Raw genomic sequence first — 23,125 nt, 5'->3', positions numbered from 1 at the left:
ACAAGCGCGGATGAGCGCATCACACGCCGCTTTCGAGGGCGAACGCTTCGGTCCGTATCGTGTGCTGTCGAAACTCGCATCAGGTGGTATGGCCGACGTTTGGTTTGTCGAGACCGTCGCGGGATCCCAGCGCGGCGTGCTGAAAACCATGCGCCCGGAGCTTGCCGCCTCCAGCGAGCTCATGTCCCTGTTCGTGGATGAAGGTCGCGTCGCCGCCGAGCTGCAGCACGAGAACATTGCGAAAGTCATGGATGTGGGGGTGCTCGACGGGCAGGCCTACATCGCCATGGAGTTCGTGCACGGCCGCACGTTGAGGCAAATCGCGCAGCAATGCCGGGAGCAGCAGCGCCGCATGGACACGTGGTTTCTGCTGCGCGTGCTCCTCGAGGTCTGCTCGGCCCTCGAGTACCTGCATAGTTACGCCGATGCCGACGGGTGGCACCTCGGCCTGGTACACGGGGACGTCAGCCCGGAAAACATCATGGTGGGCTTCAACGGCTCGGTGAAGCTCGTTGACTTCGGGATCACGCGCGCCGCAAACCGGAACAACCTGGTCATCGGCAAGCCATGGTACATGGCGCCCGAACAGATTCAGAGCACGGGCATGGTGGACCATCGCAGCGATTTGTATGCGCTGGGCGTGGTTCTCTACGAGTCTCTCACCGGGTATCGGCCTTATACCGGCGCCACCCACGCCGATGTACTGGCGCGAGCGCTGGAGGGTCGCCCCGCACCGCCGCAGGAGATTGCGCGCGGAATTTCCGAGCCGCTCGCGTGGACGGCACTGCGTGCGATGGCGCGCGATCCGGACCATCGGTTCTCGACGGCGGCGGATTTGGCGGCCGCGCTCAAAGCGCGGTTGCGTGAGCTCGACGCGGGCTCGCATCCGCGCTCGCTCGATGGGTACATGGCGTCGATCTTCGGCGAGCCGGACACTCTGGCGAGCACCATCATGCGCACCATCAACGAGCGCACGGAGCCGGGCCCGGCCCACTCGGAGTTGCCCACGGCGCCCGTCGCGCCCTCGGTGCTGGCAGAGGCCATTGCCAGGGCCCAGAGCACGCCACCACCGGCATTGCCAGCGACGCAACCGGTACCTGCGCCGACCATGCCGTCGGACAGGCCACCCGTGGAGCGGTCGGGCGAGTTTCCAGCGCAGCGCATGCATGTCGGTGCGGACATCTTCGCGCGCGCGCCGCGGCGGGAGCTGGCACCGGTGTTCGGCGGCGCAGCCATCGCCCGCAGCTCCCCCATGGGTGGGCGGGCCCGTTCGGTGCAGGAGAGCGAGGCCGCGAAGCTCTTCGAGGAAGGGCTCGCCCTCCTATCGGCCAAAGATTTCTCCGGCGCGCAGGAAGCATGGAAACGGGCAATCGAACTCGATCCGCGCGAACGTCGATATCAGATCAATTTGAAGAGACTTCAAGAAAGGTTCCGCGATGGCGACCAGTGAAATTGCAATCAGGGAAAAGAACCGCATGACCAAGACGGAGCGTCTCAACGACGTGCTCCGTTCCCTTCGGACGAGTTCGCCCGAAATCATCGGCGCATCGGTGGTGACCTCCGACGGATTCATCGTCGCCTCGCACATCCCCAACGAGGTCGATGAAGACCTCATCGGCGGTATGGCCGCATCGCTGCTCGGCGTCGGCGAGCGCATCGCGGCAGACTTGATGCGCGCGGAAGTCGAGCAGACCTACGTGCGCTCGGCCAAGGGCTACATCATCGTCAACTCGATTGGCACCGAGTCGGTGTTGGTACTCCTGGTGACGCGGGAGGCCAAACTGGGCATGATCTTCCTCGAGCTGAAACGCACGCTGAACCAGCTCGCGGAGCACCTGGACAACTGATGAAGCCCATCGTCCTCGCTGCGGGGTTCGCAGCGCTTGGCACGGTCGATCTGGCCTTCATCGACCTACGCCTCGTGCCCGCCGCTTTGGCGGTCGCACCATCGGTCGCGCCGCGCGTGGCGCCCCAGATCGCACCGCCGACAGCTCCTCCACTGGCGAGCGTTCCCGAAAAGACCACAATGGCGATGGCCTCACCATCGCCGGTGAAGGAAACGGCGGAACCCATCAAGGAGAAGGCCGAACCTACGCCGAAGGCGGAACCGGCACCGAAGGCGGAGGCAAAGGTCGAGTCCACGGAGACCCGCGGTGGGAGCGCGGTGACCTTGCACTTCGACGTCAATGCTCGGACGCCGGCGGGCGACAGCGCCCCCGACTTGAAAACCATCGCGACCATGTTGGTGGCCGACCCGACCCTGCGCGTGACCATCGACGGCCACTCCGATCGAAACGGCTCCGCCGCCTACAACGAGGAACTCAGTCGCCAGCGCGCCGTTGCCGTCGCCGAAGAACTCGCGGAACTCGGCGTCGACCGAAACCGCATCTCGTCCGCCGCGCATGGCGCGCGCATCCCCGTCGACAAAGGCAAAGACGCCGAATCACTGGCCCGCAATCGCCGCGTCGAAGTGCACGTGGAAAGGAGAAAACCGTGAACGTCATGACCGTCATTTGGTTGGCGTCCCTGGCGGCGGCCGCCCTCTTCGCCGCAACGGGCTACTTCCTCGCGCGCGCACGCATCGGGCGTCAGAACGAAGCGCAGCGCCGGCATGCCGAGCAGGCCATCGCCGAGCTGGCGCAGGCCGAGCTTCGCGCCAAGCACAACGAAACCGTGGCCTCCGCCGCGCGCGCGGATGCCGAGCGCTCCGCCCAGGAGCTCACCCGCGCCGCCGAGTCCGAGCAGCGTGCCCGCCTTTTGCTCGACGAGCAGCGGCAAGCCGCGGAAGAGCAGCGCGCCGAGGTCACCCGCCTCCAGCGCGAGCTCGATCAATTGGCGCGCACCCGCGGCGAGGTGGCTCGCCTGGAGAAGGAGCTGACGTCCTTCAAAAATCGCACCCAGCAACTCGAGGCACGCGGAACCGAGGGCGAAGTCCTCGCGACCAAGAAGATCGTGGAGCTCGCGAGCACCGTCTCGACGTTGCGCGGGCAACTCGAGTCGAAGGTCAAATTCGAGCAGGAAGCACGCGGCGGACTCGACACCGCCCGCAACGAGGCGGAGGCCCTTCGCCGTGAAGCCGCCCTTCGCGCCGAGGAGACCCGCGCCGCAAAGGAAGCGCTGGAGGCTGCGCGCACGGACACGGCGGTCCTGCGACAGGAAAGCGCGACGCTTTCGGAAATGCGAAAGCGCGTTGCCGCACTGGAGGCCGACAATGCGCGGCTCCGCGCGGTGGAATTCGCGAGCAAAGCGCGCGAGGGCAAGAAGATTTCGCTGCCTTCGCCCACCTTGTTGGGTCAAACGCCGGCGAAACCGGGACTCGACGGGCGCTCGCTGCAGCGCTTCGTGGATGATGCCGTGCGCTCACCTTCGGTCAGCGCGGCCGCACTCACCGACGAATTGGGATTCTTGGTCGCGAGCAATGGCGACCACGCAGAGGCGCTCGCCGCGTTCGGCGCCTACCTGACGGAGGCGGGCGGTCGCGCATGCGGCCTTCTTCCCATGCACGCCGTGCAACGCGTATCGGTTCAAGACGACACTGGAATCACTTTGACGGCGCGCACCGTTGCGTCGGCACCGAACGAATTGGTGCTGGTCACGATCGGTGTGGAAGGCGCCCGCGAGAAGCTAAACGGACAGAGAGAGAGGACTTCATGAGTGTTCAGACCCCCGAAGAGTTCGCACGCAGCAGAAACGTCGAGGTCACCAATGCCCTCAACGTGTTGCGCCCCTCCCTGGGCAACGACGCCGGGGTGGCTCTCTACCGTCTATTGCGTTTGGTAGCGCTGGAAGACATCATGGGCCGCGGCGCCGCCGGCACGGCGTACGTCGCCGGCAAAAAGCTGGGAATATCTTTGGGGCTCAAAAAGCTCGAAGACTTCCTGGATCTCTGCAAAGCCCTCAAGGTCGGCATCATCGAGGTGCCGCTTCTGGCCGAAAGCCATATTCGCGTCGATGTTTACGAGTGCGTGACGTGCGCGGGCCTCAAAACGGTGGGCCGGACTTTGTGCCACTTCGAGGGCGGCCTCATTGCGGGCGTGGTGGAGAGCATCGTGAAGAAGCGCACCCGCGCCCACGAGATCACCTGCATCGGGGGCCTGGGGGACAAGGCTTGCGGATTCGATCTCGAGTTGAAACCCCTGGTTCAAACCTGACCAAACTGACGAGTGCACCATGCATGGGATTATCTTCTTGGAGTTGAAAAAGTACGTCGGTGCGAAGTGGGGGGCGCCGGCTTGGTCGACACTTCTCGCCGATGCCGGCCTAGGAAGTCGTTCTTACCTTCCCGTTCACGAATATCCGGATGACGAAGCGGAGTTGCTCATCGGGACGGTCGCCAAGACGACGGGGCAGACCTTTCCCACCCTTCTGGAGGATTTCGGCGAATTCATCGTTCCCGATCTCCTCCAGGTGTACCGCTCGCTCATTCATGCCAATTGGCGAACGTTGGATCTCATCGAGAACACCGAACGAATGATCCATCGCATCGTGCGCCTCCGCAACCCGGGGGCGCGCCCTCCCCAATTGGTCACCGAACGGCGCAATCCGTCGCAAGTGGCCATTCACTACCGGTCGACTCGCCGCATGTGCGGCATCGCCAAAGGCATGGCCCGCGGCGTGGCGAAACACTACGGCGAACGCGTCGCCATCCACGAGCCCCAATGCATGCACACCGGCGCCCCCGAGTGCGTCATTGAACTCCGCTTGGCCAACTGACCGCTCCGAGAGATTGAACAGGGAGGCGGGGAGGCGGGGAGCAATGAGGGATTGGGTTTACGCCCAATCCCTCTTTTTTTGCGGCATGGATCTCCCATGCGGCCAACAAAAGAAGTGGAGGGATTGAGGCCAAACCCCAATCCCTCCCCGCCTCCCCGCCTCCCTGTGAATTCTCTTACTCTCCAGCCGCGGCGCGTTTCATGCGGGCGGTTTTTTCGTAGTCGCCCAGGAAGCCCTTACCGGTCAGGCCGAAGTCGGTAATTGCGAGGAGGATCATTTCGTCGGAGCCGGTATTTTGCGTTTGGTGCATGCACCAGCGGGGGGCGAAGACGATGTCGCCGGCCTTCACTTCCTGGGGTGCGTAATCGATGAGGACGTAGCCCGTGCCCTGGACCACGTAAAAAACGGTCTCGTGGGCGTGGCGGTGGTGCTCATTGCACTTGCCCGGGGGAATGTAGACCAGGCGCGGGTCGAGCACCTCGGGCCGAAACGGAATCCGGTCGACCTCGAACTTGATGTTCAACTTTTCGATGGCATTCGTATAAAGGGCCTCCCCCTCCGCACCTGCCGGATGGTGGAAACCTTCGGAGGGCAAAGCCAGCGACTTTCGCGCCTGGATCTTTTCCAAAATAGACCGAACGCGGCGCGTCTGCACCGCCTCGTACAGGTTCTCGAAAAACCGGGCGCGCAGGGTGAGCGCGCGCTCCATCGCATCTTGGCAGCGTGTGCTCCAGCTGCGTTCGCCGGCATAGCTGAGCATCACCTGCTGCAAAGTAAACGCGTGGGCGTCATCGCACTCCATGTGGATGCGGAAGAAAGAGAGCTGCTCCTCGGGAATGCCCGCTTTGAGCAGGCCCTCCACGAAAATGCCATACATTCGAGCGACGATTCCCTCGGTGCCCAGCGACAAAAACGCCGCCGCCTCCATGGGGTGGCCGCGCAAAATGAAATCGAGATACTCCTTCACGAAATAACGCGAGAAGTCGGCATGCTCGATGCCCGCCAGATCTTGGATACCCAAGCCTTCTTGCAGGAATTTTCGAAAGATCTGCGCGTGGCGTTTTTCGAGCTCCGTTCCACCGCTTTCCTCCCACAAATTCTCGGTGATCCGCGCGCGCAGGAGATCGTCCTCGCAGTTGGCCAGGAGGCCGGCCAAGTAGCGCGTAAAATTCCGCGAATAGAGATAATACTGGGAGAAAATATAGCGAAAATCCTCGAGCTTCAGCGCGCCCGCCTTGCATGCGAGGAACAATCGATTGTCCCAAAAGGGGTGCGTGGCCTGGCGTTCTTCGAGGTGCAAAAGGACCTGCAGCGCGTCAACTTCTCCGCCGCTGGCAGGCGATGCAGCCGTCAGACCGTTTGCAGTCGCAGTCTCGCGGGTCGTGCCGTTTGCTGGCCCGTTCCCGGTCGACCGAGTCGAAGGGGGAAAATCAGAATGTATCACGCACTAAATGGTAATCCATCCAACGTGACCGTTCAATGGCCCGTCAAAAGATCTCGCACGCCGCTGCTCGGTTGTGGCAAGGGAGCTTTGGGCAAAGTCGCATTGCCAACATCGGACTCGAGCTCGTCGGCGTGGGCCGTACGCGGCACGTCGCCGCGGCCCGCCAACTCACTGGGTGCGCGCTTGTCTCCGCTCCGCGCGCGGGGTGCGATGGTCATTTGTGCGCTCGGCTCCACACGGGGAACGCTCCGCACAGGTTCGCTATTCGCCAATGCACTCGGTTCCACCGCGCGTGACACGCTCACGTGATCCTGCGCCACGGCAGGTGCGGGCGGCGGCTGAATTGCGACCGTCAGAGCCACCGTCGTATTGATCGGCGCCTGGTACCAAGTCGCGACATCGTCCGATTTGGTCAGCCGCACGACGGCAAATGCCACGACGAGCAAAACGGCGAACAATGCGGCGCCCAGCGCGATGGTCCACGGGCCGCGTCGAGCCCGGCGCGGCGCTACCGCGCGCTCTTGGAAAGGCGCGCCCGCAACCGGCGTCGCCGGAGTTCGCGCCGCATGACGTTTGGCGCGCTCCCACTTCTTGCGTTGCGGCTGCACGTGGTTGGGTATTCCATCGATGAGCTCATCGATCGTCTCGGTGCTCGGCGCGCGCACATCGGCCGGGCGCATGCGTGTCACCGGCGTGGCCGAGGGCAATGTCGTGGAGATCTCCGCAAGCTCCAGGTCGCTGGTGACCACCTCGTGCGTCACCCCCATCAGGTGCAAATTCGCACTCTCGGCTGGGGGCGCATCCGGATCCGTCGTCTCGGCCTTCGCGCCGGGAAATGCATCCAGGGTGTTCGCGTACTTCGATGTACGCGCATCGCGCACCACGCTGAGAAAGTCCGGCGTGGTTCGGTCGAGGCGGGGCCCATTCGCATTCAAAATGCCGTGACTCACGCGCTCGCCCCACCGCGCCGGAAACCCTGGATCCGTGTCGACGCTCGTGGTGGTCGCGTCCACCGAGACCGCACTGTCTTTCTTTTGCTTCATGGCCCCCCGCCTGAAACCGCTCGTTGGATGATCGATGCGCAATGCACATGGCCGGTGTCGGCCAAATTCGCCTTTCGAGCTGGTACCCGCGACGACCAGCGACGGAGGTAACCCGGTCGCGACGTGTCGCCAACGAACGCAGGGAGCCCGGAAGGCGGCTCGAAGAGAATTGAACAGGGAGGCGGGGAGACGGGGAGTTTTTTTGGATTTAGCGTCGTTTCACCCGAGGAAACGACCTCAAACCCAAAAAACTCCCCGCCTTCCCGCCTCCCTGTGAACTTCTCTCTCTCTTAGCGTAGCGTGCCGCTTAGGGCTTTTCTGCGAGGCGGAATGACTGCGAGGCGCTGCCGTTGCATGCGTACTGCACGAGTTGCACGCTGTCGGCGTTGGATGCGTTGGGCACGGTGAGGCACTTCGAGCTGTTGCGATTTACGAAGTGGTAGACGCCGTTGTTCTCGGAGACGGGCTGCCATTGCTGGTTGTTCCCGTTGCCGTAGGCCCAGAGTTGGAGCGGGGCATTGTCGGCGGTGGATACGTTGGTAACGTCGATGACCTGCGCCGCGTTGTTGCGGTTGTTGATGCGCACGTATCCGCCGCTCGTCGGCTGGAATTGGAACTGCTGCGCGTTCGTGTCGTTGCAGGCATACTGCTGAATCGCCGTCCCGTTCGACGAGGCAGCACCGCGCGCGTCGACACATTTGCTATTGCCGGTGTTGCTGACGGTGTACCAGGCCGTGGGCGAAATGGGGCCGCCACCGGGAGGATTCGACGCGCCCCCACCCAACCAGAGAAGCCCGTCGATGATGAACCGATTTTGCTGCTCACTCGCGAACGTCGACGACAGCGATTGCCCCGTATCGTAATTCACCGCGTTGTGGCCGAAGTTGGCATAGAGCATCTTGTAATTCTTGTTCGTCCACAGAATCGGATAATAGCCGCTGTACCAGGTCTGATTCGGATCGGTCCCCAGCGGAAAACTCGAAGGATCGACGGACGCGAGAATCTTGATGTTCGCGTTGTTCCGCAGATCGTTGTTCCACGAGTACCATTCGCTGACCGAGGAGGTGAACGTCGCATTCAGACGGGTCGTCGAGGGATGCGTGCGGTCTTCCACGCGCAGAACGGCCGTCGTCGGGCCCCAAGTGTTGTTCCTGAAGGCGCCGGTGCCCAAGAATTGATTGTGGTACCAGCTCCACGCCCCCGGATTGGTGTTGAAGGCGGCCACGTGAAAGCCGAAGAAAGCACCGCCATTGTCCATGTACTGCTGGAACGCCGACCGCTGCGCAGCGGTCTGGGGATAATCGTCCAGGAACATCACCACTTTGTACTGCGCCAAGTCATTGGCGTTGAGCATGTTCCAATTGTTCGTGGCCGTGTACGAAAAGCCATTTTGAGAGGCCACCTGCGGAAACCATTGATTGGCTTCGCGAACGAACGCGATATGCGCCGCGTCCCAAGTGCCATTGTAAAAGGCCAACACCTTGAATGCTGGTGCCGCCTCATGTTGGGCGTACACCGGGCTGGCCCCGAGCAGTACGCATAGGACCCACATCGAAATCCAGGGAGCGGTTTTCCGCATGGCGCCCCTCCTTTCCGAGCGTTTTGGTCTACACGAGCCCAGCCATATGACGCAACAAATATGATGACATCCGTCATTAAAACGCATCCACCCCGCGTTCTCGAGGATGTCGAATCGTCTACAGATTAGGCGCGCGCGACACCTCGCAGCTGAGGCAAAAGCGAAACGTGCCGCGCCACGGAGCCCGTGATAGCAGCGTAGGATGCAACCACTCCTCTATCGGGAACTCGTACCTTGGTATCGCCTGATTGATCCGCCGGCTGACCATCTCGAGGAAGTGGAATGTTACCAAGCGGCCCTCGAAGGCGCGGCGTCGCCCAGGCCGGAGACGCTGCTCGAGTTGGGGGCGGGCGCCGGGAACAATGCATTTCATCTCAAGCGACGTTTCCGCTGCACGCTGACGGATATTTCCGAGTCGATGCTCGATTTGAGTCGGGAGCTCAACCCGGAGTGCGAGCACGTGCCGGGCGATATGCGCTCGCTGCGGATGGATCGTGTTTTCGACGTGGTGCTCGCCCATGACGCGGTCATGTACCTGACCAGCGAGGAGCAACTCGAGGCGGCGGCACTAACGGCATTTACGCACACCCGGCCCGGCGGGGCGGCTGTTTTCGCCCCGGATTACGTGCGCGAGACCTACCGCGAGTCGCACCACCTCCACACGGGGGATGACGGCGCGCGCTCGCTCCGCTGCCTCGAGTGGACGTGGGATCCGAACCCGAACGACAGCACCTACGTCGTCGAGTATGCATTTTTACTGCGCGACGGAACGAGCATGCGCGCGGTGCACGATCAACACGTAGAGGGGCTCTTCCGGAAATCGACTTGGATCGACGTCCTGACGAGCACCGGCTACGCCGTGCAGCCCGCGCCGCGAAAGCTCAGTGAAGGCTTCTCCGACGAGATTTTCGTCTGCCGCAGGCCCCTGGGCTAATCCGAGCGAAACGCCGCCGCGTGATCGCGCGCCCACTCTTCGAACGAGCGGGGCGCATGCCCGAGCACGCGCTCGATGTCGTCGCTCCGGCTCGCGACATTTCCTGCGCGCCAGCACGTGTATCCTTCGAAGACCGCGTCGGCGAAAGCTTCGGGCACCCCGGCCGCACGCAAACGGTCCGCCGCCACCCGAGGTGAGACGTCCTCGATGGCGATGGGTAGACCGAGCACCGCACCCAGAATCGCCACTTGCCGGGGTGTGCTCAACGCCTCGGGTCCCGTGAGTGAATACGCTTGGCCATCGTGCGCGTCGGAGGTAAGCGCGCGGACCGCAACCGCCGCGATATCCCGCGGATCGACCACGGCGTGCCTTCCCTCGCCGGTGGCCACCTGAATGGGTGCGCCCGCGCGAATTTGCGGAGCCCACCCCAGCGCATTCGAGGCAAATGCGGCCGGGCGCAGCAGCGTCCAGGCCAGCCCGGATTGCGTCACCGCCTGTTCGCCCGGCCGGTGCCATTCCGACGATTTCAACGGCAGGGTGTCGGCGCCAAAGGTGGACAGCTTGACCAACTTCTTCACGCGGGTCCCTTGGACCGCGCGCACCATGGCGAGATCGTGCTCGGCCAACGCGGGCCCTCCGGCCGTGAGCAAGAAGACCGCGTCCACGCCATCCACCGCCGCCGCCAGCGACGCTGCATCGGTAAAATCGGCCTGCACGATGTCCTCATCGTCGCCCAGGAGCGATTTCGCCTTAACTGCATCGCGCGCCATCGCACGCCGAGGAACACGAGCGGCACGCAGCTCGTTCATGAGCGCGCGACCAATGGTGCCCGTGGCACCCGTCACCAGAATCATGTCGTCTTCTCCTTTCGCGAGACCATGCGTCCCCGCCAGGTTCCGGTCTTGGAGATTTCGGCGCCCCGTCCCTACAATGCGAACATGATCGAGGAACGCGCCTTCGTACCTAGCCCGCCACTCCGGCCATGGATCACGGAGATTCGCGTCTTGTCGATGGCCGCCTCGCCGCCGCGCACGCTCACCCGCCTGCCCAACGGCACATCGTCCATCGTTCTCTGCACGCGGCATGGCGGCACGCACGTCGTGGCCACCGGCCCCACCATGCGTGCATCCTACAAGCCCGCGGAGGCCGTTCCTCTCTACGCGCGCTTCGTTTTTCGGCCGGGTAGTGCGCGCGCCTTCTTGCGCGTCGCCCTGCACGAGCTCACCGATCGCGTCGTCTCCATCGACGAGATCTGGGGCCAAAACGGCGCGCGATGGCGCGAGCGCCTCGAGGGCGGCTCGCTCGAGAAGACGATCGGCACCTTGGAAGCCGCACTGCTCGAGCAGCTCGATCCGAAGCGCGTCGAGCCCTGGCGCGAGCGCCTCGTCCGCCGCGCCGTGCACGAGCTGGAAGGAGCCCCGCACGTGCCGCTCTCCGAGGTGGCCGCCCGACTCGGTGTCGCGGAACGTCGCTTTCGTCAGGTTTTTCGCGAGGAAATCGGCCTCTCGCCCAAGCGCTTCGCGCGCATCGCCCGCATTCGCCGCGTGCTCGCGAAGGCCGGGCACGCGGCCTGGGCACGACTCGCCCTGGAGGCGGGGTTTTTCGACCAGGCGCACCTGGTGGCGGAGTTCCGCGACCTGCTCGGGGTCGCACCCACGAGCTTTCTTGCCGGAGATCTACCGAGTCGCACCGCATGCGGGGTAGGATCGGCCTGACGATGAGCAAACCTCTGGAAGAGTTGGTGGAGCTCCTCGCGCTGGAGCGCATCGAGGAAAACCTATTTCGCGGCCAGAGTCGGGACCTGGGATGGGGAACGGTCTTCGGCGGGCAGGTGCTCGGGCAAGCGTTGTCGGCCGCCGAGCAGACCGTGCCGCCGGAGCGCCACGTGCATTCTTTGAATGCGTATTTCCTCCGGCCCGGAAATGTCTCCCACCCCATCGTCTATGACGTGGATCGCATCCGCGATGGCGGCTCGTTCAACACCCGTCGCGTGGTGGCGATTCAACGCGGGGAACCTATTTTCAATTTGGCGGCATCGTTCCAAAAGTTGGAAGAGGGATACGATCATCAGGATCCCATGCCGGAGGTACCTCCGCCGGAATCCATTCCCACGGATCAAGAACGCGCCGCGCTCACACCGGAATTGCCGACGCGTGTGCGCGAGCTGGCCATGGCCCCGGGCCCCTTCGAAAGCCGCGCCATCGACGTGCTGGACAGCCCGATTCACCCGACGCCGCGTCCGCCGATCCGTCGTGTTTGGGTGCGCGCCGTCGGCACCTTGCCCGATCGCCCCACCTTGCACCGCAGCCTGCTCGCGTACGCTTCGGATCGGTCTTTTCTCACCACCGCGTTGTTTCCTCATGGTGCGGGATGGCTCACCCCCGGCCTTCAACTCGCCAGCTTGGATCACGTGATGTGGTTTCATCGCCCATTTCGCATGGACGACTGGCTTCTTTACGTCATGGAGAGCTCGACGGCACAAGGCTCCCGCGGCCTGACGCACGGTCGTTTTTTCACGCGTGACGGGCGCCTCGTTGCGAGCACCGCACAAGAAGGATTGATGCGCGTGCGCACGAAGGCGCCTACTTCGTAATCACGAAATGCGCGCGCGCAAATTTCGTTTGGGCTCGATGTCGCGCGCACGACACTTGTAAATCCCGCCTTCGCTGAGCCAAAACTTTGGCGACGCTCCTACGTTATTTGGAAGGAGTTGGTTACCTTGAGCGTCACTAGATCAGGGCGCGTCTCACGACGCTCCGATCCAGCTTAAGGGGGCTTTGCATGATGCAGCCAAGGTTTGCAATCGGCCGTGGTCCAAGGGCCTTTCGAAGCTCCGGAAAGTAGGCTCAACCCATGACCCGCGAGGAACGTAATACGCTCCCGCCAGAGCACGATAACGTGGCGGCACACGCGCGAGCCATCCGCGTCTCGGTGATGGACGGAATCGACGCAGGTCGATCCGTGGTCGTCTTTGCCGACATGAGGATTCACGTCGGTACGGAGGAGTTGTCCGATCTGCGCCTCCGCGATCGCACCGTCTCGCCGCGGCATTTGGCCATCGATTGCGTCGGCCATCGATTCCGCATGACCGATCTCGAGTCCGTCAACGGCACGCGCCTCAATGGTGTGCCCGTTTCGGAAGCCTACATCGTGGCGGGGGACGTGGTGTCCTGCGGCAATATCAAACTTGCGATTACCGCCGAGAACGCAAAACAAACGGCATTTTCCAGATCCGTTGCCATGGGCAAGAACGCCAGCCATTTGACGCCTCCGGATATCAAAGATCTCCTCGCCGAGTGGCAAGCGTGGGCGCAAGTCTTCAGCAAGAGCCACCGCCGGGCCGCACTGCGTCTCGAACGGCGTCATTACTGGTTGGGTATTCCCAGCACGCTGATGGGCGCCGTCGTGGGCACCACCATTTTCGGTACGCTGGAAAAGGCCGCGGGCAGCTGGCCGTTCAAGATTGCACTGGCCGCCATCAGCATGTCGGCGGCATGCCTCGTCGCGTTGCAAACCTTCCTTCGCTATTTGGAAAGGGCGGGCCAGCACAATCTGGCGCATGCCGAGTACGAGGACATCGCCCGATCCATCGAGCTTTTGTCCCTCGACAGCCGCAGCCGGCGCGATTGGGTGAAATCACTCGAGGGCCTTGGCCACCGACTCGACGCCATCAAGGGCAAGGCCCCCATTCCGCCCGATGCGGAAGACCTCGAGCTGGAGTTCGAAGAAGCCAAGGAGCGCTTCCGCATGAGGCTCAGCGCCTCGGTGAAGTTCCGAGAGAGCATGCGCCAGGCCGACACGACCCCCAACGTGCGCCACGCGGGCTTCTCCTTGCCCCCGCCCATGGGCTACCTGAACGGCCCACTCGAGCCTTCCCGTTTCTACGAAGACGACGAGCGCATCGCCCTCCGCCGCGAGGCCAAGGAGCGCGCACGCTACGAGTCCGAGCGCAAAATCGCACTCGACCGCGCCAACGAACCGAGATGGGAAGCCCCCAGCTTCGCGGCGCAGCTACGCGCCTTCGAAGACGTCGACGGTTAAACGCCGCGGCGGCTGATCGTGGGATCAGGGTGCCCTGCGGCTTTTTTTGCCGCCAGGACGCCAGGGTCGCCAGGGGTCACCAGATGAAGACTCCATAAACCCTAATTGAATTGATTGGATTGAGCGGGTTTTCCGTTGGTGATCCCTGGCGACCCTGGCGTCCTGGCGGTTCATTCTTCATTGGTTACGCAACGCGCTAGAAGCAACGCGTCACGTTGTTTGCCGCGTTGTGTCCGGTTTAGTTAACTACTTGCACAGTTTAATTTTGATTTTTGCATCGTTTAATTCGTTACTTGCTGGAGGAGGTGTCGACCATGAGGACACACATCTGCTCCAGCGTTGCCGTCGCGGCGACGTTGCTGTCCGTTTATGCGTGTAGCGACGGGAATTCGGAGGAAGGTGCGCGTGGCGAAATGCCCATTCCCATCGTGTCGGCACTTGCGGTGCCGGGGCGGGGCGCCACCGTGCCGTTCATCGAACAAGAGGCGGAGAACGCAGTCACCAATGGCACCGTACTCGCGATGAACCGCAATGCCGGTACCTTGGCCGGGGAAGCCTCCGGCCGCCGTGCCGTTACCTTGTCGGGGCAAGGCCAATACGTGGAGTTCACCCTCACGGAGCCGGCCAACTCCATCGATGTTCGCTATAGCCTGCCCGATTCCTCGGCGGGCACCGGCATCGATGCCAAGTTGGGACTCTACATCGATGGCGTCAAAGATCGCGATTTGGACGTGACATCACGTTACGCCTGGTATTACGGCTCCTACCCGTTCACCAATCGCCCCAGCGACGGCAAAGCGCACCATTTTTACGATGAAACGCGCGCGTTGCTCGGCAGAACGCTTCCGAAGGGAACCAAGGTAAAACTCCAGGTCGGACCGGGTAACGATGCGCCTTCGTACACCATCGATCTCGCGGATTTCGAGCAGGTGGCGGGCCCGGGAACGCGTCCGGCCAATTCGCTTTCCGTCACCGAATACGGTGCGACCGCCAACGATGCAACGGACGACGCCAATGCCTTCGATGCTGCCGTGTCCGCGGCGCGCAGCCAAGGAAAAGAGGTGTGGATTCCGCCGGGCGTGTTCATGATTGGCCACCACATCACCGTCAATCAGGTCACCATCCGCGGCGCGGGCGCATGGCACTCGGAATTGCGTGGCAATCGCGCGGGCATCTTCGGCCTCGGCGAGCCCCCGAGCTGCGACGTCGGCGGCACCCGCGGAAGCACGAGCAGCAACGTCAAATTGTACGATTTTGCCATCATTGGCGAGGTCAAAGAGCGCGTCGACTGCGACCAGGCCAACGGCATTGGCGGTGCGCTGGGCGGTGGCTCCGAGGTTGCGCGCCTATGGATTCAGCATACCAAAGTGGGATTGTGGCTCGATGGGCCCTTCGATGGCCTCACCGTTCGCGACAACCGCATCCTCGACCAGACCGCCGATGGATTGAACCTGCACCAGGGCGTCAGCCACGTCACGGTGACCAACAATTTTTGGCGAAATTTGGGCGATGACGGCCTGGCCATGTGGTCGGAGAAAGACGCCGATCATGACAACGTATTCTCGTACAACACGGTCATCGCGCCCATTCTGGCCAATGGAATTGCCATTTACGGCGGCTACGGCAACAGCGCGACCGACAATGTCATCGCCGACAACCAGGATCAGGGCGGCGGCATCCACGTGGCCAATCGCTTTTCGTCCGTCCCGCTCAGCGGCACCACCACCATCGCCCGCAACACCACGGTCCGCTGCGGTGTGCTCGATTCCAACTGGAACTTCGGTGTCGGCGCCCTCTGGTTCGACGGGCGCGATGCGGCGTTGAATGGCACCATCAACGTGAGCGACACCGATCTGGTGGACAACAATTACGAGGGCATTCAATTCATCGACAATCCCGCCAACGACGTGCATTTCTCCAATGTGCGCATCCAGGGCGCGGGCACCTTTGCACTGCAGCTGCAGGCCAATGGCAAGGCCACGTTCTCCAATGTGGTGGCCAGCAAAATTGGACGCGCCGGCATGTACAATTGCATGGGCAGCGGCGCCTTTACCATCGTCGACCAAGGTGGCAACTCCGGGTGGAGCACGACGTATTGTGGCGGCTGGCCGACTCCCGTTTACGACGCCGACAACGGCGGCGACGCCGGCACCGATTCAGGCACGGATTCGGGCAGCGACAGTGGACCGCCCACGGGCAATTTGGCCCTGAATCGGCCGGTTGCGGCGAGCAGCTCGTTGGGCAATTACCCGGCAAGCAACGCCGTCGATGGCAATCAGAGCACCTATTGGGAGAGCACGAACAACGTCTTCCCGCAGACGCTCACCGTGGATCTCGGGACGAACCGCAGCGTGAGCCGGGTGGTGCTCAAGCTTCCGACGCCGAACTGGGGAACACGCACGCAAACCCTGTCGGTCCTCGGCAGCACCGACAATTCGAACTACACCACGTTGCTCTCCTCGCGTGGGGTGACCTTCGATCCCGCCAGCTCGAACACCGCCACCCTCACGTTCCCTGCGAGCACGCAGCGGTACATTCGCCTTCACATCACCGCAAACACGGGGTGGCCCGCCGGGCAATGCTCCGAGTTCGAGGTGTATTCACAATGAGGTAACCGCTCACTCGGGCCGAACCACCCTTCGATACAGGTGGTAGCGGTCGAAACCAATGCCCTCGATGCCGGGCATTCCCTCGAAGATGCCGCGTTTTCCACCGAGGGCGCCGGACTGCAAGGCGTCCCGGTGGGAGGCCTCGCTGGTCCATTCGGCGTAGACGAGGACGCGGGTGCCGTCGTTGCTGAACAGGAGGTGCCCGCCCGTGCCACCGGCGTGTGCGGGCGCCCCGCCTCTCACCACCCGCGAGAAAATCGTCTCGGCGACCTGCAGTTGCCGCTCGGGACCGGCGGTGGCAATGGTCACCAGGATGATGCAGCCTGGAAAAATGTCCGTTCGCTCGGACATGTTGCGGTACACGTGCGAGCGGACCACGCCCATGCGTTGAACGTTCGTCACCGCCTTGTCGACGGCGGCGGCCACGCTGGGACGCTGCGCGCGCGTGAACTCGCGGTGGGCTTCCTCGCTGGCCCATTGGCCATAGAACCACACGAGCTTGCCATCGGGACTCAAATAGCAATTGAACGAGATGCACCCCTGCGGCCACGGTAAATTCTTCCACGCCTCGATGGCCGCATCGGCCGCAGCGCGCTGCCGCTCGTAGCTGCCCACGTACCAGGCGCTGGTGACGACGCAGCCGACGTCCGGTCGGGTGAAATCCGGGTAGCAGAGAGCTTCATTCATGCCCCGATTATGGGACCTCGAGTTAAGTTCAGGTCAAGGGGTGGGAGCCCCCAAAAAGTAAGATGCCATCAGCGGGCTCATGAAATATCGTGCCGGGCGCCATGCTTGCCCGTTATTCCATCGTGCGCGGTGCCCCGGCGTCGAGTCTGCCCAAGGGCATTCGGCAAGATACGCGAAAGCACACGCGGCACGTGCTCCGGCCCACGGCGGACCTGGTCGAGGAAGTGCTCGCACACGCCGACGACCCATCGGCGTGGCGCGCATTCACGGCGAGTTACCGGGAGCTGCTCAGTGAGCGATTCGCGGAAGACCGAGGGCCCTTCGATGCACTGGCCGAGCTTGCGCGCGCCAACGACGTGTACCTCGGGTGCAATTGCCCGACGGCGAAGAATCCCGACGTCCGTCGGTGCCACACGGCGCTGGCGCTCGCATTCATGAAAAAGCATTATCCGGATTTGGACGTGCGCAAACCCTGAGTCCACTCGGACACGACGCCGTCGAGCACCGCCATGGGCAAGGCTCCGCCCCCGAGCAGCAGATCGTGAAAGGCACGAAAGTCGAAGGCTGCGCCCAATTCGACCTGGGCTTTGGAGCGCATGCGCTGCAGTTCGAGCCGACCCACCATGTACGAGAGGGCCTGGCCGGGCATTTCGATGTAGCGATCCGTTTCGGCCTGGATCTCCACGTCGTCCATGACGGTGTTCGCCTGCAGGTATTCCACCACCCGCGCGCGGCTCCAGCCGAGGGCGTGCAGCCCCGTGTCGACGACGAGGCGCGCGGCCCGCATGGAATCGGCCGCCAGCATGCCCAATCGATCGATGGCGCCGGAGTAGAGACCCATTTCGTCGGCGAGCCGCTCGGCGTAGAGGCCCCAGCCTTCGATGTACGCATTGATGCCGGCCACCTGGCGGAGCATGTGCAATTCTTTTAGTTCCTGGGCAATCGTAATTTGGAAATGGTGCCCCGGCACCGCCTCGTGAAACGACGTGGCCTCCATGCCATAACGACTGCGCTCGTTCGCGCGGTACGTATTTGCATAATAAGTACCGGGGTGGGATCCATCCATGGGCGCCGGTATGTAATACGCCGCCGCAACGCTGGTCTCCGCCTCCGCGGGCGTGCGCTCCAGTGCGCACCGGTGTGAGGGCAATCGGCCGAACCAAGATGGCGCGGCGGCTTCCGCCCGATCGATGGCGGCGCGCGCGCAGGCGAGCAGCTCGTCCCCGTCTTTCCAGCGCATCGCAGGATCGGTGCGCATGCGCTCGTGCACCTCGGCGACCGTGCGCACGCCAAAGAGGGACCCGCCGATGGCCACGTATTCGTCGGCGAGGCGCTCGATCAATTCGAGCCCAATGCGATGCAGCTCCCCGGGTGTATGCCCGGTCGTCGTGTGCGTGCGCGCGACTGCCGCATAGGTCGCGGCGCCATTTGGAAGCCAGCACAGGCCGGGGCGCTCCTCCGGTCGGCCATGCGGCGCGATTTCACCGGCGAGGACCTCGCGGTATTCGGCAAAGGCCGGCCGCACCTTTTCGGCCAAAAGGCGCTCGCGCTGCTCCGCACGCGCGCCGGTCAACGTCGGACGGCGCAGCGGATCGACCTCGGGCTCCGCGAGGTACGCATCGAGCCGCGCTACGGCGGCCTGCACGCGCTCGGCGACGGGAAAGCGCTGGGCCGCGACACCCTGCCGATGCCGCTCGGCGGCCTTGCCGAGATACTGCGGCACGGCCTCGAGGCGCTCGAGGTAAGCCTCCTCCTGCTCCGGACGCGTGACGCGGACGAGCGGCAGCGCCAAAAACAACTTGGCAATGGGCGCGGTGATGTAATCCGCCATCGTGTGCTCGATGAGCCGCGCATCGATCCGGTCCACGAGCGATTCCGCCTGCTGCAGGACCAAAGCATGCGTCACCTTGTCCTCGGCCGGCGGCTCGAGGGCGCGTGCCGACTGAATCACGGCCTGCGCGCGCTCACGCAAGCGCGCTTCCGCGGCCTCCTCGGGATCGGGCAGGCGATGTTCGTAACCGGGATATCCCTGCAAAAGCTCGTTCAGCGGATCTTCTTCCGCCAAAAGATCGAGCATGGTGTCGGCGAGCTGGAGGACGGTCATTCTTCCGTTCTATCTCCAGCCCGCCGGCATTTACATCACGAGCACCAATACCCGTGTTCCAGGGTGCCGTCGCCGATGGGGCTGCACCCGTCCGGGTTGGGCTCTCCGGACGCCCCGCACTTTCCGCACAGGGTCGCATTGCCAGCCGCGTCACGGTACACGGCGCGGCACGGGCCCTGCGGGAAGTAGCTCCAACAGCCCTGGAAGGTGGAATTCGCCGGCGCCGCCTCGGGCGCAGGCTCACTGCATCTTTGCGTCGTCTGCGTGCTGTGCGTGTCGGGCGTGGCGGCAACGCTGCGCGCCTCGCCCGCGGTGAAGACGGCAACCAGGAAACCGGCACCAAGAATGCTCGATAGGAAATGTCGCTTCATGGCAAACCTCTCGGGATTCGGCCTCGCCAAAACGCGGGCCGCGTCATTTGGAGTTTCCAAAGCCCGCCCCTTACGGACGGCGCGACTACCCTATCCCATTCAATCGATTAAAGTCTGTTTTCGCGTGTGATGCGCGAAGAGACGATGCGCGTCGGACGGACGCCGATGTTTTCGACGCTGGGCAGCGTAAACGCACCACTGCGATTTTCGCCAAAACCGAGGGATCCAACCGCTTTTCCATCGGGAAGCTGGTCGTGCGCCTCCACCTCCACCACGACGTGGAATCCCTTCGCATTTGACGGGATGCGTACATTCTTCTTTGCAAGATGCTTTCGAATGGACGCAATCAGCTGATTCCAGCCCTCGTAATTCGTGGTGGCGGAGACGAGGCTGATCTGCACGCCGCCTTCGACGCCAACCGTGATGTCGAACACCGCCTTCCCATTCTCCGGCGCCTCGGTGCTGCGCGCCGCCATCTCCACGGCGAACTTCACGGGCGTGCCGCGCCCCTGATCGAACACATCGGCCAGGGCCGCACCGGCGGACGGGCGCTCGTCGGCCGGAGCGTCGACCTTCGGCACCGCACCGGGTGGCAGCTGTTGCGCCGTGCGCGGTGTGCCGAGCCCCAAATCGATGGGCCCGCGTCCGGTGGGCGAGAAGGTCCATCCGCCCGACGCGGAGCCGGAGGGCGCGGGTGCTGCGGGCTCGGCGTTGGCCACAGTGTCGCTGCCGCCCCCGATGCTCGGCGCGCGGGGCGCGGTCGTGGACGATGCGCGCGCCGGCGTAGGCTCGGGTGGTAGACGCTCGGAAGGAGCCTCTTCCTCTTTTTGGATCGGCGGCGCGATTTCCTCGCTCGCAAGATCCAGATCGACGACCGCGTCCTCCGCGGGCGCGGGGCGCTCCACGAGGACCGTGTGATTTCTCCACATCGCCACGAGCAAGACCGAGTGAAGGCCAAACGCCATGGCCAGCGATGCCCGAGCACGCCATGTGGCGCGACGTGCCTCGTTGGTTTGTCGTTCGATGAGATCGTGCACGTCGGGGTCACGCTCCAACCCGCGAGGGTCGTCTTTATTCCGCAGCTTTAGGTCCAAAGATGCACGTCGGGCAGCGGTCCAAGGTGCATGGAAGGCACGCGCGAGGAATCGGTCTCGACGTCGTTGAAGGAGCTGCTCCGCCTCGAGGAGGAGCGACTATGTAGGGAAGAAGAAGAGATCACGCGTCGCGCGGAAATGGAACGACGCGAGCGCGAAGCCCGTGAACGTGCCGCATTGGAGGCCGAGGCGGAAAAAGAAGAGAAGAAAAAGCGCGCCGCAGAAGAGCGAGAGGCCGCGGCGCAGCGTGCGCGAGCAGAGGAGGAGGCTCGGCTTCGCGAGGCGGAGACGGAGCGCCAGCGCGCGCACGAACGGGAGCTCGCGCGGCTTCGCGCAGGTGAGACGCGCCCCAAGGGCAGCGCGCATGGTGGCCTCGCGATCGGCATGCTGGTGGGGACCGCGCTGACCGTGGCGCTGGCCGCAGCAGGTTACGCGGGCTTTCTTCAGCCGCAGATCGCGCGCGCCAACGATGCAACGGTGCGCGTTCTGAAGGAGCGCGGTGCGCTGCGTGAGCAAGTGGTGCAGGTCGAGCGCACGCTCAGCGAGGAGCGCGCCAAGTTCGTGGCGCTGCAAGCGGAGCTCGCCACCGCCCGCGCGAATGGCGAGCGGCTCGAGCGCGAGTTGGCCGAAGCACGCCGTGGCCAGCCCCCCGCACCGATCGCAGCCCCGAATGCGCCCCCTGCCAAAGCGACGCCGCCATCGGTCCCCGAGCGCAAATGCGCGCAGGGTGATCCGCTCTGCCCTTGAAATTCAGCGACCAGCCCACCGGATGACAGGCACGGGGGCCGACCTTATAGTCTCGACCCACATGGGTGAACGCACGCGGCCTCGGATCGGACTCGGTGTTTCGTTACGCCAGACGCCCGCGGGGCACTATGCGCACGCCTCCAACACGGATCACGTCATCAGCGTGCACGCAGGGCCGCCGGTGCGCTCGTCGTGCGTCAAGCATCGAAGCGTGCGCAAGCGCGGCGACATCAGCCTGATGCCCGCCGGCACCTCCGACACGTGGTTCGACGACGAGGCGAGCGCGTCGCTGGATCTGCGCGTTCCCACGTCGTTGCTCCGCTCCGTGGCCGAGGAAATGGGGCTCGATCCGCAGCGGGCCGGCATCGAGCCGCGCTACGAATTTCGCGACGCGCAGATCGAGCACATCGCGTGGGCGCTCGAAGCGGAAAGCCGCGCGGGCTTTCCCAACGGGTTGCTCTACACCGACAGCCTCGGTACTGCGCTCGCGGTGCATTTGCTCGGGCGCTACCCCGCGCCCACGCCGGATCGCAGCGGCCTGACGCCCGTACAGCTCCGTCGCGTGAAGGAGTACGTCGAGGAGCACCTCGACGAGAACCTGTCGCTCTTGCGCCTTTCGCGCATCGCCGGGGTGAGCACCTCGCACTTCAAAACGCTGTTCAAGCGGTCCGTAGGCATCCCGGTGCACGAATACGTGGTTCAGCGAAGGGTCGAACGCGCGCGGGTGCTGCTGCAGCAGGGAGAGCTGCCCGCCACGCAAATTGCGCTGGACGTGGGCTTCTCGCATCAGAGCCACATGGCGCGCTGGATGCGGCGCGTCCTGGGCGTCACCCCCACGTCGGTCGCGCGTTCACGAGCCGTCTAACGCCGACGCGCCGCCATCGTCGAGCGGCGATGTTCCCTGCAGAGCAGGTTGCTCGCTCCTCGAGACGGGGGAAGGCGACCCCCAGGACCCGCTCGCGGGGCCGTTCCTGCTCGAGGGCGTCGATGCGGCGCGAAGCGATGCCACCACGAACAAGGTGCACGCCCCCGCGAGCACGAAGGCCCGCTGCGCCCAGCGGCGCCGGCGAAGGCGCTCCTCGTTTCGGCGCGTGACATTGGACAGCACCCGCGCCGCGCGCGCTCCGTCCCATGCGATGGATTGCTCGCGCACGCGCTGAACCGCTTCTTCGAGCCGCGAGGTATTCATGGCCTTGCCTCTTTCGGTGCGAGGCGCCGTGCTAACCGCTCTTCCGCATCCGCGAGGCGGCGCTTCACGGTGGCAAGCGACACCTCGCACGCGGCCGCCGTCTCGGGCAGGCTCATGGCCACCACCCGGTGCAAGATCCACGGGATGCGCAGATCTTCCGGCAAGCGCGCGAGCGCATCGTACAACTCGTCGACGGCTTGCCGGTCGCGCGGATCGGAGGCGGGTGCGGCAAAATCACGAATCCAGAAGGCAAACAGGCTGCGTCGACGGCGGCGCGCCAGAATGCGGCGGGTGCAGCGCACGGCGATGGTCACCAGCCAAGCGCGAACGGCGGAAGGCTCCTCCAAGCTCGCCAGGCCATCGAGCGCATCGAGGAAGGTCTCCTGCACGACGTCGTCGACCTCGGCGTCGCGCCCCATGATGCGGTGCACGACACCGGCCAGGTAGCGCGCATGCTGGGAATAGAGCGCCTCGAAATCCAATTCGGCGGGCGAGGCCGAGGCGGTGAGCGGGCGCGCGAGAGCTAGCACATACCTTATGTACGCGGGGAACGGCGGACCGGCTCAAAAA

Annotated in this window: 24 protein-coding genes; 14 read left to right on the top strand and 10 right to left on the bottom strand. The window is 64.0% G+C overall.

What is annotated here, in order from left to right; all coding sequences use genetic code 11:
- The first annotated feature begins 10 nt into the window (after positions 1-10).
- Genes LZC95_01355 through LZC95_01330 form a run of 6 tightly spaced genes read left to right on the top strand, consistent with a single transcriptional unit; the run spans position 11 to position 4,713 of the window.
- Positions 11-1,450, top strand: coding sequence for a protein kinase (locus tag LZC95_01355; protein ID WXA95487.1), 1,440 nt, complete (start codon positions 11-13; stop codon positions 1,448-1,450).
- 25 nt (positions 1,451-1,475) lie between these two features.
- The gene (locus tag LZC95_01350) at positions 1,476-1,847 is read left to right on the top strand and encodes a roadblock/LC7 domain-containing protein (protein WXA95486.1); all 372 of its coding nucleotides are present in this window, start codon (positions 1,476-1,478) and stop codon (positions 1,845-1,847) included.
- Positions 1,847-2,497, top strand: a complete 651-nt coding sequence (locus LZC95_01345; protein WXA95485.1) for an OmpA family protein — start codon at positions 1,847-1,849, stop codon at positions 2,495-2,497. The genes LZC95_01350 and LZC95_01345 overlap by 1 nt, the downstream gene beginning before the upstream one ends.
- Entirely contained in the window at positions 2,494-3,654 is a 1,161-nt protein-coding gene (locus LZC95_01340; GenBank protein ID WXA95484.1) for a hypothetical protein, read from the top strand. The genes LZC95_01345 and LZC95_01340 overlap by 4 nt, the downstream gene beginning before the upstream one ends.
- On the top strand, positions 3,651-4,151 hold the full coding sequence (locus tag LZC95_01335) for a hypothetical protein (GenBank protein WXA95483.1): 501 nt from the start codon (positions 3,651-3,653) through the stop codon (positions 4,149-4,151). Before LZC95_01340 ends, LZC95_01335 begins: the two co-directional genes overlap by 4 nt.
- 19 nt (positions 4,152-4,170) lie before the next feature.
- Positions 4,171-4,713: a heme NO-binding domain-containing protein gene (locus LZC95_01330; protein WXA95482.1), complete on the top strand. Its 543-nt coding sequence runs from the start codon at positions 4,171-4,173 to the stop codon at positions 4,711-4,713.
- Between the two features lie 175 nt (positions 4,714-4,888).
- Here LZC95_01330 and LZC95_01325 read toward each other — a convergent pair whose 3' ends face one another.
- From LZC95_01325 to LZC95_01315, 3 genes are all read right to left on the bottom strand, one after another.
- Entirely contained in the window at positions 4,889-6,157 is a 1,269-nt protein-coding gene (locus LZC95_01325) for an iron-containing redox enzyme family protein (GenBank protein ID WXA95481.1), read from the bottom strand.
- Between the two features lie 32 nt (positions 6,158-6,189).
- Positions 6,190-7,200: a hypothetical protein gene (locus LZC95_01320; protein ID WXA95480.1), complete on the bottom strand. Its 1,011-nt coding sequence runs from the start codon at positions 7,198-7,200 to the stop codon at positions 6,190-6,192.
- A 307-nt stretch (positions 7,201-7,507) separates the two neighbouring features.
- Positions 7,508-8,779, bottom strand: a complete 1,272-nt coding sequence (locus LZC95_01315) for a ThuA domain-containing protein (GenBank protein WXA95479.1) — start codon at positions 8,777-8,779, stop codon at positions 7,508-7,510.
- 202 nt (positions 8,780-8,981) lie between these two features.
- Here LZC95_01315 and LZC95_01310 point away from each other — a divergent pair, with 202 nt between their 5' ends.
- Positions 8,982-9,713: a class I SAM-dependent methyltransferase gene (locus tag LZC95_01310; GenBank protein ID WXA95478.1), complete on the top strand. Its 732-nt coding sequence runs from the start codon at positions 8,982-8,984 to the stop codon at positions 9,711-9,713.
- On the opposite strand, the gene LZC95_01305 is transcribed toward LZC95_01310, so the two are convergent.
- Entirely contained in the window at positions 9,710-10,567 is an 858-nt protein-coding gene (locus LZC95_01305) for an SDR family oxidoreductase (protein WXA95477.1), read from the bottom strand. The genes LZC95_01310 and LZC95_01305 overlap by 4 nt on opposite strands.
- Positions 10,568-10,651: 84 nt before the next feature.
- Between LZC95_01305 and LZC95_01300 the strand changes: the two genes are divergently transcribed.
- The 4 genes from LZC95_01300 (at position 10,652) to LZC95_01285 (ending at position 16,363) form a co-directional block, all read left to right on the top strand.
- Positions 10,652-11,428: an AraC family transcriptional regulator gene (locus LZC95_01300; GenBank protein WXA95476.1), complete on the top strand. Its 777-nt coding sequence runs from the start codon at positions 10,652-10,654 to the stop codon at positions 11,426-11,428.
- Between the two features lie 2 nt (positions 11,429-11,430).
- On the top strand, positions 11,431-12,306 hold the full coding sequence (tesB, locus tag LZC95_01295; GenBank protein WXA95475.1) for an acyl-CoA thioesterase II: 876 nt from the start codon (positions 11,431-11,433) through the stop codon (positions 12,304-12,306).
- Positions 12,307-12,566: 260 nt separating this feature from the next.
- On the top strand, positions 12,567-13,754 hold the full coding sequence (locus LZC95_01290) for an SLATT domain-containing protein (protein WXA95474.1): 1,188 nt from the start codon (positions 12,567-12,569) through the stop codon (positions 13,752-13,754).
- 314 nt (positions 13,755-14,068) lie between these two features.
- Positions 14,069-16,363, top strand: a complete 2,295-nt coding sequence (locus LZC95_01285) for a discoidin domain-containing protein (protein WXA95473.1) — start codon at positions 14,069-14,071, stop codon at positions 16,361-16,363.
- A 9-nt stretch (positions 16,364-16,372) separates the two neighbouring features.
- On the opposite strand, the gene LZC95_01280 is transcribed toward LZC95_01285, so the two are convergent.
- Positions 16,373-17,050: an antibiotic biosynthesis monooxygenase gene (locus tag LZC95_01280; GenBank protein ID WXA95472.1), complete on the bottom strand. Its 678-nt coding sequence runs from the start codon at positions 17,048-17,050 to the stop codon at positions 16,373-16,375.
- Positions 17,051-17,151: 101 nt separating this feature from the next.
- On the opposite strand from LZC95_01280, the gene LZC95_01275 reads away from it, so the two are divergent.
- Entirely contained in the window at positions 17,152-17,526 is a 375-nt protein-coding gene (locus tag LZC95_01275; protein ID WXA95471.1) for a hypothetical protein, read from the top strand.
- Here the strand turns inward: LZC95_01275 and LZC95_01270 are convergent.
- The 3 genes from LZC95_01270 to LZC95_01260 form a co-directional block, all read right to left on the bottom strand.
- Positions 17,496-19,154: a DUF885 domain-containing protein gene (locus LZC95_01270; GenBank protein ID WXA95470.1), complete on the bottom strand. Its 1,659-nt coding sequence runs from the start codon at positions 19,152-19,154 to the stop codon at positions 17,496-17,498. The two genes, LZC95_01275 and LZC95_01270, sit on opposite strands and share 31 nt — an antisense overlap.
- Before the next feature lie 35 nt (positions 19,155-19,189).
- A complete protein-coding gene (locus LZC95_01265; protein ID WXA95469.1) occupies positions 19,190-19,525 on the bottom strand; it encodes a hypothetical protein in 336 nt (111 codons plus the stop codon).
- 107 nt (positions 19,526-19,632) lie between these two features.
- Positions 19,633-20,562 (bottom strand): hypothetical protein, encoded by a 930-nt coding sequence (locus tag LZC95_01260; protein WXA95468.1) that lies wholly within the window; start codon positions 20,560-20,562, stop codon positions 19,633-19,635.
- Positions 20,563-20,649: 87 nt separating this feature from the next.
- On the opposite strand from LZC95_01260, the gene LZC95_01255 reads away from it, so the two are divergent.
- On the top strand, positions 20,650-21,366 hold the full coding sequence (locus tag LZC95_01255) for a hypothetical protein (protein ID WXA95467.1): 717 nt from the start codon (positions 20,650-20,652) through the stop codon (positions 21,364-21,366).
- A 61-nt stretch (positions 21,367-21,427) separates the two neighbouring features.
- A complete protein-coding gene (locus tag LZC95_01250) occupies positions 21,428-22,231 on the top strand; it encodes an AraC family transcriptional regulator (protein ID WXA95466.1) in 804 nt (267 codons plus the stop codon).
- On the opposite strand, the gene LZC95_01245 is transcribed toward LZC95_01250, so the two are convergent.
- On the bottom strand, positions 22,217-22,555 hold the full coding sequence (locus LZC95_01245; GenBank protein ID WXA95465.1) for a hypothetical protein: 339 nt from the start codon (positions 22,553-22,555) through the stop codon (positions 22,217-22,219). The two genes, LZC95_01250 and LZC95_01245, sit on opposite strands and share 15 nt — an antisense overlap.
- Positions 22,552-23,085: an RNA polymerase sigma factor gene (locus LZC95_01240; protein WXA95464.1), complete on the bottom strand. Its 534-nt coding sequence runs from the start codon at positions 23,083-23,085 to the stop codon at positions 22,552-22,554. Before LZC95_01240 ends, LZC95_01245 begins: the two co-directional genes overlap by 4 nt.
- Between the last annotated feature and the right edge of the window lie 40 nt (positions 23,086-23,125).

It is taken from the genome of Sorangiineae bacterium MSr12523, assembly GCA_037157775.1.
Taxonomy (GTDB): domain Bacteria; phylum Myxococcota_A; class Polyangia; order Polyangiales; family Polyangiaceae; genus Pendulispora; species Pendulispora brunnea.
This window is presented reverse-complemented; position numbering and strand designations above follow the sequence as displayed.